The 18,145-nt window shown below is 37.0% G+C and carries 9 protein-coding genes; 4 read left to right on the top strand and 5 right to left on the bottom strand.

The annotated features are described in order from the left end of the window. Nucleotides 1-292: 292 nt before the first annotated feature. The 5 genes from ACT29I_RS05840 to ACT29I_RS05820 all read right to left on the bottom strand — a co-directional run bounded on the left by ACT29I_RS05840 (nt 293) and on the right by ACT29I_RS05820 (nt 11,797). Nucleotides 293-4,291, bottom strand: coding sequence for a hybrid sensor histidine kinase/response regulator transcription factor (locus ACT29I_RS05840; RefSeq protein ID WP_444792914.1), 3,999 nt, complete (start codon nt 4,289-4,291; stop codon nt 293-295). 165 nt (nt 4,292-4,456) lie between these two features. Continuing rightward, complete coding sequence (locus ACT29I_RS05835) at nt 4,457-6,298, bottom strand: metallophosphoesterase (protein WP_444792913.1); 1,842 nt, start codon at nt 6,296-6,298, stop codon at nt 4,457-4,459. Nucleotides 6,299-6,707: 409 nt separating this feature from the next. Beyond that, nucleotides 6,708-9,674 (bottom strand): glycosyl hydrolase 115 family protein, encoded by a 2,967-nt coding sequence (locus ACT29I_RS05830; protein WP_444792912.1) that lies wholly within the window; start codon nt 9,672-9,674, stop codon nt 6,708-6,710. Nucleotides 9,675-9,680: 6 nt separating this feature from the next. Continuing rightward, entirely contained in the window at nt 9,681-10,742 is a 1,062-nt protein-coding gene (locus ACT29I_RS05825) for a phosphatidylinositol-specific phospholipase C1-like protein (RefSeq protein WP_444792911.1), read from the bottom strand. A 161-nt stretch (nt 10,743-10,903) separates the two neighbouring features. After that, nucleotides 10,904-11,797, bottom strand: a complete 894-nt coding sequence (locus tag ACT29I_RS05820; protein ID WP_444792910.1) for a helix-turn-helix domain-containing protein — start codon at nt 11,795-11,797, stop codon at nt 10,904-10,906. A 166-nt stretch (nt 11,798-11,963) separates the two neighbouring features. Here ACT29I_RS05820 and ACT29I_RS05815 point away from each other — a divergent pair, with 166 nt between their 5' ends. The 4 genes from ACT29I_RS05815 (at nt 11,964) to ACT29I_RS05800 (ending at nt 18,078) form a co-directional block, all read left to right on the top strand. Then, nucleotides 11,964-13,094 (top strand): efflux RND transporter periplasmic adaptor subunit, encoded by a 1,131-nt coding sequence (locus ACT29I_RS05815; RefSeq protein WP_444792909.1) that lies wholly within the window; start codon nt 11,964-11,966, stop codon nt 13,092-13,094. A gap of 3 nt (nt 13,095-13,097) precedes the next feature. Next, nucleotides 13,098-16,256, top strand: coding sequence for an efflux RND transporter permease subunit (locus ACT29I_RS05810; RefSeq protein ID WP_444792908.1), 3,159 nt, complete (start codon nt 13,098-13,100; stop codon nt 16,254-16,256). Nucleotides 16,257-16,450: 194 nt separating this feature from the next. After that, complete coding sequence (locus tag ACT29I_RS05805; RefSeq protein ID WP_430931272.1) at nt 16,451-17,827, top strand: efflux transporter outer membrane subunit; 1,377 nt, start codon at nt 16,451-16,453, stop codon at nt 17,825-17,827. A gap of 26 nt (nt 17,828-17,853) precedes the next feature. Continuing rightward, the gene (locus tag ACT29I_RS05800; protein ID WP_430931271.1) at nt 17,854-18,078 is read left to right on the top strand and encodes a hypothetical protein; all 225 of its coding nucleotides are present in this window, start codon (nt 17,854-17,856) and stop codon (nt 18,076-18,078) included. Nucleotides 18,079-18,145: the final 67 nt, after the last annotated feature.

Below are 18,145 nucleotides of genomic sequence, written 5' to 3'. Positions count from 1 at the left end.
CATATCGTATACTGCTGATAGTTTTAAGATTTAGATATCACTTTTTTACATCGATTTTTTTATACTAACTAAGATAAATAAAACTGAAGCGCTATAGTATAAAGACAATCTCAAAGAATAGTATAAATGTTGCAAGCCTTGAAAGATGACCGCTTATCTTTTAATATAAACTTCACGATAAAAAAACTCACGGACAAATTTGATTCCCGCATTTGGGTTTAACCATATAGGGATAACCGCATTTACATTCACCTTCATGAACTATTGTGGATAAAGGGGGGGGGAGTAAGTGCTAGTGAGTCTTATTATTTTCATCTAAGACTTTGCTGGGAGGATAACCAAACTGTTTTCTGAAACATCTACTAAAATAAAATGGGTCGCTAAAACCAACTTCATATGCCACCTCTGAAACATTATTATCCTTATTTTTTAACAAAATAAAAGCTTTCTTTAATCGTACCGTTCTAATCATTTCATTCGGTGACAGGTCAGTGAGTTCCTTTATTTTTCGATAAAGTTTTGAAGAACTAATGCCAAACTCTGAACAGAGAAGTTCTTTATTCAATTTCGAACTCATTATATTTTCTTCAATAAATGAGTTAATTTTTTGTATAAACTCATCATCGGCCTGGGAGTAAGAGAGCTGATCAAGATTCAAATCAGGCTCTGTTAAGTACCGTTCTTTTAACTTCCTTCTATTTTCCAATATATTTAATATACGAATCTTTAATAAGGAAGGATCAAACGGTTTAGAAATATAAGCATCTGCTCCTATTTTAAATCCTTTCTTCTGGTTTTCAATTTCAGCTAAAGCAGTCAGTAGAATTACCGGTATATGACTTATTTCATCATCATTCTTTAACTGATTGCAAAACCCAAAACCATCCATTCGCTCCATCATAACATCAGAAACAACGATAGCCGGTTTTATTTTCTTTGCAACAACCAAGCCCTCTACCCCATCACAAGCTTCAAAAGTATGGTACTCATCCGCCAATATATCTACAATATATTTACGCAATTCCTCATTATCTTCAATAATCAAAACTTGCACTTTATTTTCTAGAGGCAGTTCATCATTTTTCTTTAGTTCTTCACTTGATATTTTTGGAATTGAAGCATTCACCTTATATTCAAATATCTCATCACTTTGATAAAACTTTTTATTTATTGGCAGTTGAATATGAAATACAGAACCTTTATCAGCTTCACTTTCGAACCATATTTTTCCATGATGAATAGTGACCAAAGATTTTACGAATGAAAGACCAATTCCGGAACCCGTATTGTATTTTAATTGCTCCTCAACCTGGTAAAAACGATTAAATATTTTTTCATGTCTATCTTTAGGTATACCTACTCCAGTATCTGAGATAGATATATTTAGATAATGCGTTTCATTATCTTCATTTATATCTAAATACACCGTCACCTCGCCCTGTTGTGTATACTTAAAAGCATTCGAAAGCAAATTAAATATCATTCTTTCGTACTGATTGGCATCGATCCAGGCATTCATCCTTTCATGTTTACATTCAAAGGAATACTTGAGTTGTTTATTACTAGCCATTAACTGAAAAGACTCAAATAACTCATACGTATAATGTACTATCTCAATCTCTGAGACTTTTAGTTTAATCTTACCCTGTTCTGCTTTTCTAAAATCAATAATCTGATTTACAAGTTCTAATAAACGTGAGGCATTAGCATAAATAAGGTTATATTTCTTCAAAATTCCTATTTCAACATTTTTAAGCTCCCTTAACTGTTGTGCAGGCCCCAATATAAGGGTAAGTGGTGTTTTGAGTTCATGTGATATATTGGTGAAAAACCTGAGTTTTTCTTCATTTAACTTCTCATCCTTTTCTCGCTTAACTTTCTCAAAAAGCAAGTCCTGCTTCATCTTCACCCTGAAAATGATGATTCTCCTAATTTGGTAGAATAGAACGAAAAATAGCAAAAAGTAGATGATAAAAGCTTTGTACGTGTACCAAAAAGGTGGCAAAATTTTTATTTTATACTCTGACTCTTTACTCCAGTATCCATTATTATTTCTGGCTTTTATACTAAACTCATAATTTCCGGGCCTAAGGTTGGCATATTGTACACTACGCTGGCCTCCACCTGCACTAACCCACTCTTTATCACAGCCCTTAAGCTTGTATTGATATTGATTAAGTTTTTCGTTTACATAGGAAGGAGATGAAAAGAAAATTGAAAAATCGCGATTTTCATATTCTAGCTCAACCTGCTTTGAATAGTTGAAATTTTTATTCAGAATTACTTGTCCATTTATTTTTTCTCCTATAATTACTTCTTTATTATGAACTATAAATTTATCGATGATGGGTTCAGGCGCATAGGTATTTTCATAGATACCCGCAGGCGAAAAATAGACAATCCCGTTTTCGCCACCTAGATAAATCCTGGAATGATTAAAATACAAGAAACCTCTTTTATTATATATCGTGGATCTCATACCCGTTTTCACCAAAAAGAACTTCAGCTCTTTGTTCCATGGATTGAAACTAGCAATTTGGTTATAATTAATATTTAACCATATTTTACCCAACGAATCAACAGCCATATCTGTAATCCAAATATCCTTTAATTCTGCAGGTTGATCCATTTTTACAAAATCATCTATCTCCGGATCGTAATAATTAAGTCCTCGACGTGTAGCAGCCCATAATTTTCCTTCGTCATCAATGATCACATCTTTTATTTCACTATTCGACAATCCGATATTACTACCCTCAATGTATGCATAGTTTTTAAGTTCATTACTATCTCTTTTATATCTAAAAGCGCCAAAAGGAGTCGCAAACCATATGATACCTGAATCATCCTGAATAATTTTATTAATTCCTTGCAGATTTATAACATCAGGTTTTATTGTCACATGTTTTTTAGATAATAAATCATATTCCACCACACCTTTAAAATGTGATCCAATAATTAACTTCGAAGAAGAAATCTTCAACATTGAAAATACGGGCGAATCGTCAATTCCAACATCAATAATTTCCTTACCTGAAGTTAAATAATCGTATTTTAAAACTTTACCATCCCACAAACCACAATAAAACTCAATTCCATCCGGCGAATAAATACTGGCAACCCGTTTTTCTTTTGATGATACTTGAATTAACGCTTTGTTTTTAAGTAGCCACAAGCCATTGGAGTGTGTTCCAATTAGCAAATGGTTGTCGCAGGTTTTTCCATAACTACTTACATCAAGTGACAAATCCTTTGCAAAATTCTGGCTTCTGATGCTCTTAAATTGGTTCCTAAAGGGATCGTATTTATCCAAACCATTCTCTGTTCCTATCCAAAGCACTCCAGATTTATCGAAAAACAAGGAGGTGACATAATTATTAACCAAGGATACTGGGTTTGACAGATCGTTAAGATGCCTCTCAAATTTATTTATTGAAATATCTTCTAACAAGTCACATACCAACAAACCATTTAATGTCCCCAACCAATATCTCCCATTAGGTCCTTGGGTGATACATCGAAAAAAATCAGGAGATGTATTCTTTTGCACCAGTGGTTCAAACTCATCTTTAAATTTGTTCTTTTTGAATAGCCCTTCACGTGTACCAGCAAATACATCAAACTTATGATCTTCATAGATAAAAAACACATCAGGATCTATGCTACCTCGATTAAGCGTAACGTTAAGATTATAATGCTTCAGGTTTTTGACATCATCATTTTCATCTAACTGAAAGGCATATACTCCCTGTTTAAAAGTTCCTACCCAAATAGTTTTATCCTGGGTTTGAATGATAGATCTCACATATTGTACACCTTCAATTTTAACAGGTACAAATATATCTTTACGTTGATTATAATAGCAGATACCATTTTCCTTGGTTCCAATCCAAATCCGGTTCTGATCATCAATACATAAGGATCTGATTTTATTACCAACAAGCTGATCGTTGCTTGAACCTGGATGAAAGGTTGTAAATGTTGAGGTAGGGATATGATATTTTGTTAATCCGTTACTTGTGCCTATCCATAAATCATGATCGTCATCAATTACCAATTGTGTAATGTCATCATCTTGCAAATAATTGGGATTATCAATTTCACCTGAAAATCCTTCGAAATCATAACCATTAAAGCGATTTACACCTCCAAAGGTACCAAGCCAAATATAACCCGTGCTATCCTGCAGAATGGCACGTATGGAATTATGAAAAAGTCCCTGCTCGTCATTATAATGCTCAAAACGAAGCTCTTCTGATTTTGTCGTCCATGAACAAAATAAAAATATCATTATTAGAAAAATTCTCCCCATAAATTTAAACAGTAAACTTCTTACAAGATAGGTAAAATCATATATTTAAAACTTCTTACCCATTTTAATATGCCTCAATTAATCCATCCACTTTGTGAAACCTTGATATTTCTTAATGGTTTTTGTTGTTCGAGGATAATTCAACTAATCTATAAGATCTGTAATCTCTCCTTTTTCCAAATCAACTAAAAAATGATCAGCAGGTGCGCCATTTAAAAAGTGATGCAATACGGTCGCAAAATTTTGAAAATCAACAAACATGGGACTTCGCTCGTTTATTTGTTTAAGAATAGCACTGTTTATAAGTTGATACTGCTGAATTCTATTCCAGCCAATATCTTTTATCGCCAGTTTATCGGCACTGCGGAGTCTATAAAAATCATAAATCATATCAAAACCCGTCCAGCTATCATATTCTTTTAATATTTTCTCTGATTCATTTAAGGTAGCTTTTGAATACATTAATAGATCTCTTCCCGATGACTTCAATAGGAAATCCTTAAAATCTTCAGGCCAATCACTTTTCAGAAAACGCAAGCGTACTAATTCACGTAAGTGCCAGCTGGTAAACTCATGATAAGTAGAGACTGTCAGAATATCTTTGTTCCAAATGTTGCCTGCTTTTATGCTATTTAAGTAGTCATGTTCTTTTTCGTACAACGGAAACAGCTCTTTAAAGCGAGGCACGGAATCTAACACAATAGTCTCGACCTCCATTAAATCTTTACTTTTAACCGTAAGCAATTTGTACGCAGGAACATACGCCGCCAAAGATGGAACTTGCACATTAATTAAACAATTCCCTTTCTCTGATTTACGAATGCCAGTGTCATTAATATGCATATGCCCTCCAAAATGAAGTTTTATACCTGCATTGGCAAAAATACGGGCTACATTTTCTTCGGGAACTCTGTGCATTTGCATTTTTCCTTCACCCATCAACTTTTTAATATGGGAGGTCGCATCATCGTTAAAATCAACCATGGGGTAATGACTAAATACAATTAGGGTTTTACCATATTTTTCGGCTCGTTGCGTTACTTCTTTTACCCATTCTATTAAATGCTTTTTATGGGTAAGGACGTTTTTATAACCAATGCTGGCACTTTTATAATTAGCCGGCACTTCCGGATTACCTTTTACTTTTTCGCTAGGCACGTACACATTGGCATCAATGGCCAAAAACCACACATCTTTCTCAGGTTCTACCAGATAGCTCACATCAGGGATAGGTGTATAATAAGGAGAAATTAAATACTTACGATGTTCAAACACGGCTTGCCGCTGTGCTTCCAGAAAATCATAATCATCATAAGCGTATTTAGTAAAAGGCGTTTCCCAATAGAGGTCTGTTTTTTTTGGAAAAAACCCAAAATCGTGTAAGCTTGCTATTATTTCCTTATACCCCATCTTACGAATATCCTGCGTAATGACCACTGGATGCTCATCCTTATTTTTTGAGATATACAGGCCTTCTTTACTCATTACAGTTTGTGATTTGCCTCCTTCTCCCATAAAATTTGTTTTCCCTGCATCAGTAGCATACGGACGAACAGGATCATGATTTCCTGTGGTTGCTAAAAAATGAATCCCATGTTTTTGAGTATACGTATCCAGAATACGCTGCAAACCACGAACGTTTATTGGCTGTCCATCGTCACTAAAATCACCGGGAAGCACCACGTACTTGACACCACGTTGCGCCACATCATCCAATGCTGCCAAAAAAGCGAAGTAATTTTCGTTGAAAATTCGGGTAGAATGCAACTGTGCCTGCATAGTACGCGCCATCACGTATTTTCCATTTCCGGGATTTAAAACACCTTTATAATCCGTATCATTAAAAGTTCCATAAACATCTTGCAGATGAACATCTGCCATAAAAGCAATTTGTAGTTGAGCACTTTGCTTTTCGTCATTGTTGTGACATCCTAAAACGACACAAAAGAGAAGACTTATTAATATATATTTTACGATATGGATCATATAGCTTATATTTTCAATTACTATTGTCTGGTAAGTATTTCTAAAGGATTAATCAAGCTCCTTTAGTCTCTAGCCGACGGGCTTTTACTTTTTTTAGTTCACGATAGGTTTAATTTTTATTGGCGTTCATGATTTCCGTTTCTCTCCAATTCTCCAGGAAAAAAAAGTAAACAAAAAATCCCGCCGCTGACATGAAAAAGCTAAAAACCAGCGCTCTTCACTAAAAGAAAAGAACTCACTACGTTCAAACAGCTTTTCTTTCTTAACGTTACGTTTGCTGATTTTTTTAACGCTTTTACATGAAGGCGGATTAGTTACCCCTACACGCTGCTCAATACAATTACTACCTACATTAATGTACATTATAAATTATCTTGAGATTTTTTTATCAGACACCAATGATTTTCAATCAACAATTTGATTCTGGAGGAAAGGCATAGCTCTTTTTCCAACCACCTAAATCAATTAATATCTGATCAATCATCACACCTGGATCAACCATCCATATTTTAAGGGTGTGTTTACCTGCTTTGTTCACAATTTGAGACACCGATTTCACCGAAGCATTTTTTAATACATTTTGCATCCACTCTTCGCTTCTTCCAAAGGTTTGAAAATCCACCACCACTGGATCAGCATCGTCAATTGAGACGGCACAACGCACCCCACTTTCGTGGTTGAATGCATGGGTAGGAATAGCTTGTAAGTGAACAGTAGCTTTACCAAAATTAAAGGTATAAAAGTCGTATTCCAATGCCGGACTGTTATTCTTGATAGATTGAATACTTGTTTGTGAATCGGCTGAATAAGGTAAGGCACTTACTACTTTGCCAGTATACCCCACTCCGTCATAAGTTTTCCATGTTGCCTGTTTACCAGCTATTTTAGCTGAATAATTTTCGGCATAAATGGAAACAAAACCTTTATCCTCAACCTTACCTTTATAATTCTCTAGGGCCTTAAGCTTTGGATTAAAAACGGAAACCCCAATGCTAATAGTGGTATCACCAGCAGCAAAAACGATGGCAGAATTCACCTTGTAACTTGGAGGAATCAACTGGTAATCGTGTCCTAAAGGCGCTTCTTTTTTATTTACTCCTACAGGAACCTTATCCCAATCGATGCTTACCCAAACACGTTGTTCCTGATTCTCATTATTTAAACTTCCTTCGTCTTTCGAAATATGTATCCAATCGGCTTTTGCAGATGCCTTCCAGGTGAGTTCTCCTTTTCCCTTTAAAAACACATCTACAAAATATTTACTTTGGGTATAAGCATTAAAAACGGGCAAAACATCGGCATAGGAGTTAATGATTTCCGTATTCACTTCCATCTCATAACTCTCTAAAGCCAAACCCAGTTGAGGTTTATTGCCTCGTACACAAATAGTAGTTGTTGGCTTAGAAAACACAGGCAGATGACGAGGTGACATACTCATGATATGATTCCACTTCCCGTTTTGTAGAATATTATTGAAGTAATCGGTTTCTTCTTGTATCTGATGGTATGCGTCTGTCGCTTTTTGTCCAAAATATGATGCGCTACTACGCCCTTGTTGAGCGGCAAATTTATTTTTATAAGCATATAGCCATTTATGATTTAAGTGAGCAGCTCCCATTACCGGATAATATACCAACTCATAGAATGCATCTTTTCTGTTATCTGCAATTTTTGGTTTCAACTTTTGGGTAGCATCCATTAATTTCTGATAAGCATTTATTCTTAAGCTCACTTCATCATTATAATGAATCTGGTTTAATTCAGTTTCGCCTGCTTTCGTTACAGGCTCAACCCTGCCCCAATCCATAAATTCAGGACGACGTTGAAAGGCCAATCGATAATATTCATACATCAAATCAGTAACTGGATTTGCATTATATTTACCAAACTCACGAGCCGCCCATTTTTCCATATGATTTCTCACGCCTTGGCTTTGTGAGAACGAACGCATGTTCCATGCCATATCTAAAAATAGCTCTATATTATATTCATGCGGTTTAATATCGCCACAATTCAGAATCCATAAATCACGCGATTGAAATTCATATGCTTTTTGCATCTCCTCCCACATTAACACTGGATTGGTAGAGTTAAGCCACAAATAATCGTGCGGACGTCCCCAATACGAAGTATGGTAATAAACCCCAGCTCCCCCCGAACGCTTTTGTTCTTCAGCATTGCTTAACTGACGGATATATCCATAATTATCATCGGTCCAAACCAACGTGATATCCTCAGGCAGTTCCATGTCGTTTTGATAATAGTTTAACACTTCTTTGTAAGGAATAAAGATCTGAGGCAAATGATGAGCGGCCTTGCCTGTTTTCTTTTGCAGAATCTCTCGTTGATCAGTGACTACATCCTCCAATAATTGAACCTGAGCCTCTGTATCATCCTCACCTACAATCATAGGCGAATCGTGCTCTCCGCGCATTCCCATGGTATAGATACTTTCAAAATCGGAACTTTCTTTAGTCCTCGTTTCAAACATTTTTTTTATGGTTTCTGCATTCTTATCGTAACGCCACTCGCCCATGGTTTTACTATCCCATTCAGCATTGATATTACAAAGCATAGGTTCACAATGTGAAGTTCCCACAACAATGGCATAATCATCAGCTACTTGTTTATTTTCAGGATAAGAATAAAACGGTTTGGTACATGAATGCATAGCCGGCCAAATTGTATTTGCCCGTAAACGCAACAATAGTTCAAACACTTTAGCATAGGTTTTGGGGCCAATATCTCCTGTTTCAGGTTCGTAATTTAACGCTGCCCATCGCTGCAATCCCCAATCTTCATCATTCAAAAAAATTCCTCGAAATTTAACCGATGGAGAACCGTATATCCTATTCTCCATAGAAATATTCAATTCACTTTTTTTATTGGGAGTTACATCTGCCCACCATTCCCAGGGAGAAACACCGATCATTCTGGAAATTTCCAACAAACCAAAAGCAGTTGCCCGTCGATCACTTCCTATAACTACCAGCGCTTTTTCAATTCCTTTAACTGGATTTTTAACAATCTCAATAAAGTAGGTCTCCCAATGAGATTTCACTTTGCTAACATCAATTTTCATTTCGGAGATTAATTGATCGACAAGTCTACTTTCACCAATGGTCCCTGCAATAATTCCTGCTTTATCTATGTTCGAAGTAACTCCTACTCGCTTTCCGCTCACTTTAAATATATCACTGGCTAAAAGATCAGCCGCTATCTGAACCACCTTGGCATCTTTTTTATCAACCACGATATCTATAACCTGATTTCCATTCACCAATGGAAAGATATCACTCTTCTGTCCTTGCACACCTGTAGCAACAATGCTAAACAATACCACTATTGCTAAAATCTTACATTTATATCTATACATGATGTATTACTTTTTAATTCTTTCGTATGTATTGTCCTCAAACACTACTTTAAAAGATGAATTATATAATGTTGAGGGGATATAATAATCCGTTGAAATTACCTGAGCTCCCGATTCTTTTGCTTTTTCAAACCTGGTATAATCCAACGTCCTGGATTCCTTTGTGGCTGCATCGGCGCGCGTTCTGACCAGATAACCTTTTTCAACCAAACTTTTTATATAATCGAAATCTCTAATCGGGTTATTAATGATTCTAAAAGCAGCTTCCGGATTTCCTTCAGGACTGTTCACAAAAAGCACTCTTCCTTTTAAACCAGCATGTCCTTTCAGGTAACGGTCTATTTTTTCTTCATTCTCGTCCAGCACAAACAAAAACCTACCTTTAACCTCTTCTAAATCAGGCCAACCTAGGGTTAATACAGCTTCTTCCAAGCTTTCATAATCTCCCCGAACAAAGTCTGGTGTAATCAAGTCCTCATCCGCAAAAACAGATCGAATTTCCTGATCTAAACTGTCAAAAGCTTCCTTAGTAAAAAGAAGCGGATCGCGAGTCCCCTCAACTTTTTGATCTTTGGTATTCATCAATACAAAAACCGGGGTATGGTTTCGATTTTTATCCGACCACCTTTTCATCACCTTGAGACAGTCCTTAAATAAAAGGTGATGACTTCTGAAATCGACATCCTGAATATGAAACATCTTTAAACCTGGTTCTGACAACTTATTTTCCTCATCATATGCTAGAGGCGTGTCTCCATTCGCGCGAATCACATCCAAACCTTTGGGATTTGAAAAATGACCACCATTAGGATCAAAAAAAACATCCAACTCTACGTTTCTCAATCCCAAATTCAATTGTTCCAAAATTGGAATATGTGCGTATTGTAAAGATATTGCCTTGGCAGAATCCATTTGAAACAAATAATCCCAAACTGGTTTTTCAATGGCAATTTTGTATGAATTATGGCTACCGATGACTTGCACATCGTTCAAACCAGTTTTCGGTTTGCAACATGAAAGCATGGATAGTGTAATTATAAAAGTTATTAACAGAACTTGCTTCTTCATTTTAATCCTTTTAGAACTTCACAGCATTTGCGTTAGTAATGCTTTAACCCTTTTCTTAGGTTGTGAAATTACATTTGCATGGCAATAATGGCATGAATAAAACGATCACAGGTATGGACAAATCGTTCAAGGTGATTAAATACCTGGAAATAGATACATTTTTACTTCTTTCTAAACTGACTTGCTGTGATTCCGGTATTGCGTTTAAAAAATTGATTGAAGTTAGCCGCTTCATTAAACCCTAAAATATCAGCTACTTCTGTTATCGATCTATTTTTCTGGTGTAACAATGATTTGGCCGACATTATTTTATATTCAATAATTACTTTTTGCGCACTTTTGCCCGACGCTTTCTTGACACATTCACTCAAATAAATAGGACTAATATTCATCATTGACGCATATTCTTTGACTGCCATAAATGTGTTGTTACTAGCATGAATGAGCTGTTCGAATTTAGCCATAATTGCATCATAGCGGTTCATACTGATGATGCCATCATCATTTTGCGTGATTCGTTTTATTTTATACAATAGAATCTGTAGTAGAGATCGAACGATTTCAAGATGATGCATTTTATCAGCTCTTGATTCTTGGTAAATCTCTTTGACAATACTTAAAATTTCAGTAAAATCATCATCTGCCAATTGGTATAAGGGCAAAGTATGAATCTTAAAGAAAGGGAATTCATTTTGTACATCGAAGGAGTTATTTAGTGTTTCAAATAGCGTAGCTTTAAAGTGAATTATATATCCTTCGTCATCATCTTTTTGAGGTTTCTTTCCGTAGTTAATGGTTTGATAAGGAGAGACAATAGCCAAACTATTGTCTCTTTTTTGCAAGGTTTGTTCCCCAATTTTTATCTCCACAGTATTATGAAGTAAAACGCCTATTTCAAAAAAATCTCTTTTATGAGGTTCTAAATAGATTTCATCAGGTTCTATGTCTTTACTACTATCTTCTTTTATGGATCGAATATAAAAGCGATTCGAATAATCGTTACATCTTTTCTCCTTATTTAAAAAGTAGTCCTTTATGTTGTTGTATATCTTCATTCTCTTTCCAATTTATTTTCAAAGGTAATGTAAAAACCTAAATAGTAATCTATTTTACCCAAATTACAATTCATAATTAACTATTAAAACACACTACTTTTGCTTCCAACAAATAAAAAAGTCAAGCTATATCAAGCTTGGTTATATGACGAATAAAATAATAGCTATGAATTCACAAATTAGAAAATTAAGAGGTATCATCTCATTGTGTTTAGGCATAATTATACTCGCTTCGTGCAATCAAAAGCAAGATGATAGAAAGACGCAGACTCCTGAGCTATCGGTAATGGAAGTAAAGCCAAGTACAGAGGAGTTCTACGAATCATATTCGGCTACCATAAAAGGGAAACAAGACATTGATATTCGCCCGCAAATAACGGGGTTTATCACTAAAGTAAATGTGGATGAAGGATCAATCGTAAAAAAAGGTCAGGTGTTGTTTCAAATCGATGAAGTGCAATATGAAGAGGCTGTAAACGTAGCGAAAGCCAATGTTGCAGTTGCTGAAGCTAATGTTGCTACAGCTAAACTAACAGCTCAAAACAAAAAATCTTTAGCAGAACGAAATATTATAAGCGCTTATGAACTTGAACTTGCACAAAACGAATTGGGTAGTTGTAATGCTCAACTTGCCGTGGTAAAAGCGGAATTAGTGAGTGCTCAAAAAGATTTATCCTACACACGCATAACGAGCCCTACTGATGGTGTTATCGGGAAGATATCATATCGTGTTGGAGCTTTGGTAAGTCCTACAATGTCTGATGCTATCACTACGGTTTCAGAATTCACAACAATGTATGCCAACTTTTCACTTACAGAGAAAAAACTTCTTACCCTGGCTAAGGATAATAATTTAACAGTAGACATCATCAAAAGTCTTCCTAAGGTACAATTGAAGATGAGCGATGGAGTTATTTACAGATATTTAGGAACGATTGAAACCATTAGTGGAACCATTGATGAGACGACAGGTGCTGCCAGTATTCGGGCAGCCTTTCCCAACGAAGATGGAATTTTACGTAGCGGTGGTACAGCTTCTGTTATTCTGCCTTATGCTCTCGATAGCTGCTTGTTAATTCCACAAAATGCCACTTATGAGATTCAGGACAAAATATTCGTGTACACCGTAGATGAGAACTCAACAGTATTAAGTACCGAAATTGAAATCTATCCACTTAACAACGGTAGTCAGTATGCTGTAACAAAAGGATTATCAGCAGGAGATAAAATCGTAATTGAAGGTATCAATTCCTTAAGCAGTGGTTCAACTATTCAAGTAAAATCTGATACATTATAAATCATGAAATTTGATAAATTTATAACTCGGCCTGTTTTATCCTCAGCAATATCTGTTTTTATTGTCATTTTAGGGGTACTGGGATTATTCTCCCTACCTATTACCCAATATCCCAGTATTGCACCACCAACTATACAGGTATCGGCCACTTATACAGGAGCCAATGCGCAAACCGTGCTCAATAGCGTGGTTGCTCCTTTAGAGGAGGAAATCAATGGTGTTGAGAATATGTCCTATATGACTTCTACGGCAACCAATAGCGGAACTGCCTCAATATTGGTCTATTTTGAGCTGGGCACCGATCCGGATATGGCCGCTATAAATGTGCAAAATAAGGTAAGCCAGGCTGAAGGATCATTACCTTCTGAAGTCACCAAAATTGGGGTGACTACCAGCAAACGTCAATCGAGTATGTTGATGGGTTTTGGTCTTTATAGCGAAAATGATCAATATGATTATTCGTTTTTAGAGAACTATGCCGATATCAATTTAATTCCACAAATCAAACGGATTAGTGGCGTTAGTGATGTTTTCATTACAGGATCAAACTACGCCATGCGTATCTGGTTGAAGCCCGATGTAATGGCACAATATCACCTTATGCCCAGCGACATAACAACAGCACTCGACGAGCAAAACATCGAAGCAGCTCCCGGACAATTGGGCGAACAGGGGAATCAAACATTTCAGTATGTGTTAAAGTACAAAGGTCGTTTGCAAAGTGAAGAAGATTTCGAAAATATTGTTATTTCGGCTACCAAAGATGGGGAGGTACTACATCTAAAAGATGTTGCCAACATAGAACTGGGACGTTTATCAAGTAGTGTTACGTCAAATATAAACGGACATCCTGGCGTCACTGGTATGGTTTTCCAAACATCGGGTTCCAATGCGATGGATATTAACAATAGTATTGCAAGTTTCTTAGAAGAAGCAGAAGCAGATTTTCCCGATGGTGTAAAATCGGCTATCATGCTGAATACCAACGACTTTTTATACGCTTCGATTTGGGAAGTAGTAAAAACACTGCTCGAAGCTTTTCTATTGGTTATCCTGGTCACGTATGTCTTCCTGCAAAATACCCGTTCCACACTTATTCCTACCATTGCCATACCTGTTGCCTTAGTGGGTTCGTTTTTTCTGATGTGGGTATTCGGCTTTAGTGTTAACTTGCTTACCTTATGTGCCATGGTACTTGCCATTGGTACGGTGGTTGATGATGCCATTATTGTGGTGGAAGCGGTTCAGGCGAAAATAGATGCCGGCTACACCTCGGCGCGTCAGGCTTCTATAGATGCAATGGGTGAGATATCCGGTGCTGTTGTTACATCCACTTTGGTGATGATGGCTATTTTTATCCCCGTTAGCTTTACGGGTGGAACAACAGGTATTTTCTTTAAGCAGATGGGATTAACCATGGCATTTGCTATTGGTATTTCGGGGATCAATGCACTTACCTTAAGTCCTGCGTTGTGTGCCCTATTGCTAAAACCTTCGGGTAAACATGGCGAAAAGAAGACTTCTTTTGCACAACGCTTTCACACCGCTTTTAACGATAACTTTAAACGTTTAACGAATAAATATAAAAAAGGAGTAGGCTTCTTTACCGCTCACAAACTGATGAGTGGCTCGCTTGTTGGCATCGTAATTATTGCTTTTGTGGTTTTATTGCGTATCACTCCCACTGGCTTAATTCCCAACGAAGATCAGGGAACTATTTTTGGTGCTCTTGCTATGCCCGTGGGAACGTCATTGGAAGAGACTACAAAAGAAATGGCCAAGATATCGGAGATAGTACAAGGCATTCCTGCCATCGAATCGTATTCCATAAGTAATGGTTATAGTCTTCTTGATGGTTCCGGTAATACCTATGGAAATCTAATGTGTAAACTAAAAGACTGGGACTTGCGAGGCGATGGAGAAAGTGTAGATGAGATTATTGCTCAGCTAAACAGAGAAACAGCCAAAGTCGTTAAAAATGGGAACATGATGTATTTAGCGCCTCCTATGGTCGCAGGATATAGCGTAACCAATGGCTTTGAATTGAAGTTACAGGATAAAACAGGTGGTGATCTAAATGATTTCGAAACGGTCGCTAAGGATTTTATACAGCAACTTAATGAGCGACCCGAAATAGAGAGTGCACGTACTTCTTTTAGTGCATCGACACCGCAGTATATGGTCGATGTGGATGTGGAAAAATGTAAAATCGCCGGAATCAGTCCTGATGTCATTTTATCTACATTGGAAGGTTATTATGGTGGTATTTATGCTTCTAATTTCAACCGATTTGGTAAACTATACCGTGTGATGATTCAGGCAAGTCCGGATTATCGTACCAATACCGAAAGTTTGAATAACATTATGGTGCGTAACGGAACGGAAATGGCACCCATATCGCAATTTGTAACGCTTCGAAAAGCGTATGGTCCTGACAACATTAACCGCTTTAATATGTACACCTCAATTGGTATAACAGGTTCGCCTGACGGTGACTACAGCTCTGGAGAAGCCATTAATGCGATCAAAGAACTGGCAAAAGAGCTACCCACTGGTTACAGCTATGAATTTTCAGGAATGACACGTGAAGAAAGTAGTACCGGTGCAAATTCTACTGCCTATGTTTTGGCTATTGTATTTGTGTTTATCTACTTATTGTTGAGTATGCAATACGAAAGTTACATACTCCCCATCACTATCGTGCTTTCAATTCCAATGGGATTAGCAGGTAGTTTATTGTTTGCCAATATTATGGGAGTTGACAATAACATTTATCTGCAAGTAGCGCTCATCATGTTGATTGGATTAATTGCTAAAAACTCCATCTTAATTGTGGAATATGCCATAGAACGCCGTCAACAGGGTTTATCGATTATGCAAGCCGCTATTGAAGCAGCAGCAGCACGTCTTCGTCCTATTATGATGACTTCGCTTACGCTGATTGTTGGGTTAATGCCCATGATGTTTGCAAGTGGAGTAGGCGCCAACGGGAATAGTTCTTTAGGTACAGGTGTTATTGGAGGAATGCTTATTGGAATGATTTGCCAGATATTTATTACACCTGCTTTGTTTGTCATCTTCCAAAAATTTCAGGAAAAATTTAAACCCTTGAATGAGGATTTTAGCCAAACTACTACAGGTAACGCAAGTATCACACAATAAAAAAATCAAACAACCATGACTTGAGAGTTAAAACACAAAGGGGAATGATTAAAGTTCTTTGTCTTGTGTCTTGATTCTTGTGTCTTGGTTCTAATTATAATAAGATGAAACGAGCATCACAAAATTTGCCACACAGGAGGATGATTAAAAGCGAGTTCCATGAGTTACCACTGAAAACAAACAATTTTAAACGAATGAAAAAGATAATCATATATTTTATCGGCATAGTACTGCTAAGCAGTTGTTCGGTATATAAAACCTTCGAAACACCAGAAGTCACAACAGAAAATCTCTATCGCGACACAAGTTCGGTTGATGCTGTAATGCCTGAGGATAGTGTGAATTTAGGAAATCTTCCCTGGAGAGAACTATTCACTGACCCACAATTACAGGCGCTTATTGAACAGGGACTGGAAGCCAATGTAGATTTACAAACGGCATTGCTTCGTATAGAGCAAGCAGAGGCATCACTTTCATCGGCGCGTTTAGCTTACACACCCGATTTGTCCTTTTCGTCAACGGGTACACTATCCGACTACGATGGGTCAACTACAAAATCATATGAATCAGGGCTTTCATCAAGCTGGCAGATTCCCTTGTTTGGCGGTTTACGCAATACAAAAAAAGGAGCTGAAACGACATTGGAACAAAGCCAGGCGTACAAACAAGCCGTCCAAACTCAGTTGATTGCCACCATCGCAGATAATTACTATTATTTATTGATGCTCGACAAGCAACTGGACATTACCGTTAAAACAATCTTAAGCTGGGAAGACCGAATCGAAAGCATGCGGGCTTTAAAAGGAGTAGGTATGACCAATGAAGCTTCCATTACGCAAAGTGAAGCAAGTTATTATGCGCTAAAGACCTCCTATTCCGACTTACAACAGTCGATACGTGAAACGGAGAATGCGCTTTCGATCACCTTAGGGCAAGCACCTCAGGCCATAAAACGGGGCGAGTGGCAAACAATTAAGCTTCCAGAGCAGATATCGGTTGGTGTCCCTTTACAAATGTTAGCGAATCGCCCGGATATAAAACAGTACGAAATGGCCTTGGCCACAGCTTTCTATAACACCAACGTAGCGCGATCTGCCTTTTACCCCAATGTTACGATAAGTGCTTCTGCAGGGTGGACCAATAGCAATGGCGGAATCATTGCCAATCCCGGGGAACTTTTATCCAGTGCCATCGGTTCGTTAACGGCTCCAATTCTTAATCAAGGGGTAAATAAGGCAAATTTAAAAATAGCAAAGTCTCTTCAGGAGGAAGCTTTACTTGATTTTAAACAGAGCCTGTTGAATGCCGGCAGCGAAGTGAGCAACGCTCTGTTTCAATATTCTACAGCCATACAGAAACAAGAGGATCGTAGCAAACAACTGGAGGCTCTAGAACGTTCGGTGCTCTATACACGTGAGTTATTTCAATTGGCATCATCAACTTATTTGGAAGTTCTGACAGCTCAGGAGGATTTACTGGATGCACAACTATCTGAAACGAACGATTGGTACGATCAGGTGCAATCGGTCATCAATTTGTATCAGGCCTTAGGTGGAGGACGAGAAAAATAATATTTGCCTCATAATTTTGTTTTAAGATGAACGATGCAGGTTTTAAAATAAACATTGATGAAATAGAGTTTGTTTCCTTGCATTTCTCCAATGGCGAGTCAATAAGCTATCGTACTAAAGAGTTCAAAAGAATATCTTTAGATCTTGCATTAGATTTAACGTTTTGCTTTGCTGTTATTAATGTTGCAAACATATCACGACATTTAATAATTAAGGATATTGAAAAGCTGATTAAACTTTTAGATGTGTAAAATATTATACCATGAAGTCAATTATATCTTTTTGTATACCAATTAGCATGTCGCACCTATTAACCTA

It is taken from the genome of Saccharicrinis sp. GN24d3 (assembly GCF_052400645.1).
Classification (GTDB): Bacteria; Bacteroidota; Bacteroidia; order Bacteroidales; family Marinilabiliaceae; genus Saccharicrinis.
Note: the sequence above shows the minus strand (reverse complement) of the source record. Positions and strands in the feature narration are given on the sequence as shown.

Coding starts and splice junctions, on each gene's coding strand:
- ACT29I_RS05840 (WP_444792914.1), bottom strand. CDS start 4,291: ATGATATTTTTATTTTGTTCATGGACGACAAAATCAGAAGAGCTTCGT.
- ACT29I_RS05835 (WP_444792913.1), bottom strand. CDS start 6,298: ATGATCCATATCGTAAAATATATATTAATAAGTCTTCTCTTTTGTGTC.
- ACT29I_RS05830 (WP_444792912.1), bottom strand. CDS start 9,674: ATGTATAGATATAAATGTAAGATTTTAGCAATAGTGGTATTGTTTAGC.
- ACT29I_RS05825 (WP_444792911.1), bottom strand. CDS start 10,742: ATGAAGAAGCAAGTTCTGTTAATAACTTTTATAATTACACTATCCATG.
- ACT29I_RS05820 (WP_444792910.1), bottom strand. CDS start 11,797: ATGAAGATATACAACAACATAAAGGACTACTTTTTAAATAAGGAGAAA.
- ACT29I_RS05815 (WP_444792909.1), top strand. CDS start 11,964: ATGAATTCACAAATTAGAAAATTAAGAGGTATCATCTCATTGTGTTTA.
- ACT29I_RS05810 (WP_444792908.1), top strand. CDS start 13,098: ATGAAATTTGATAAATTTATAACTCGGCCTGTTTTATCCTCAGCAATA.
- ACT29I_RS05805 (WP_430931272.1), top strand. CDS start 16,451: ATGAAAAAGATAATCATATATTTTATCGGCATAGTACTGCTAAGCAGT.
- ACT29I_RS05800 (WP_430931271.1), top strand. CDS start 17,854: ATGAACGATGCAGGTTTTAAAATAAACATTGATGAAATAGAGTTTGTT.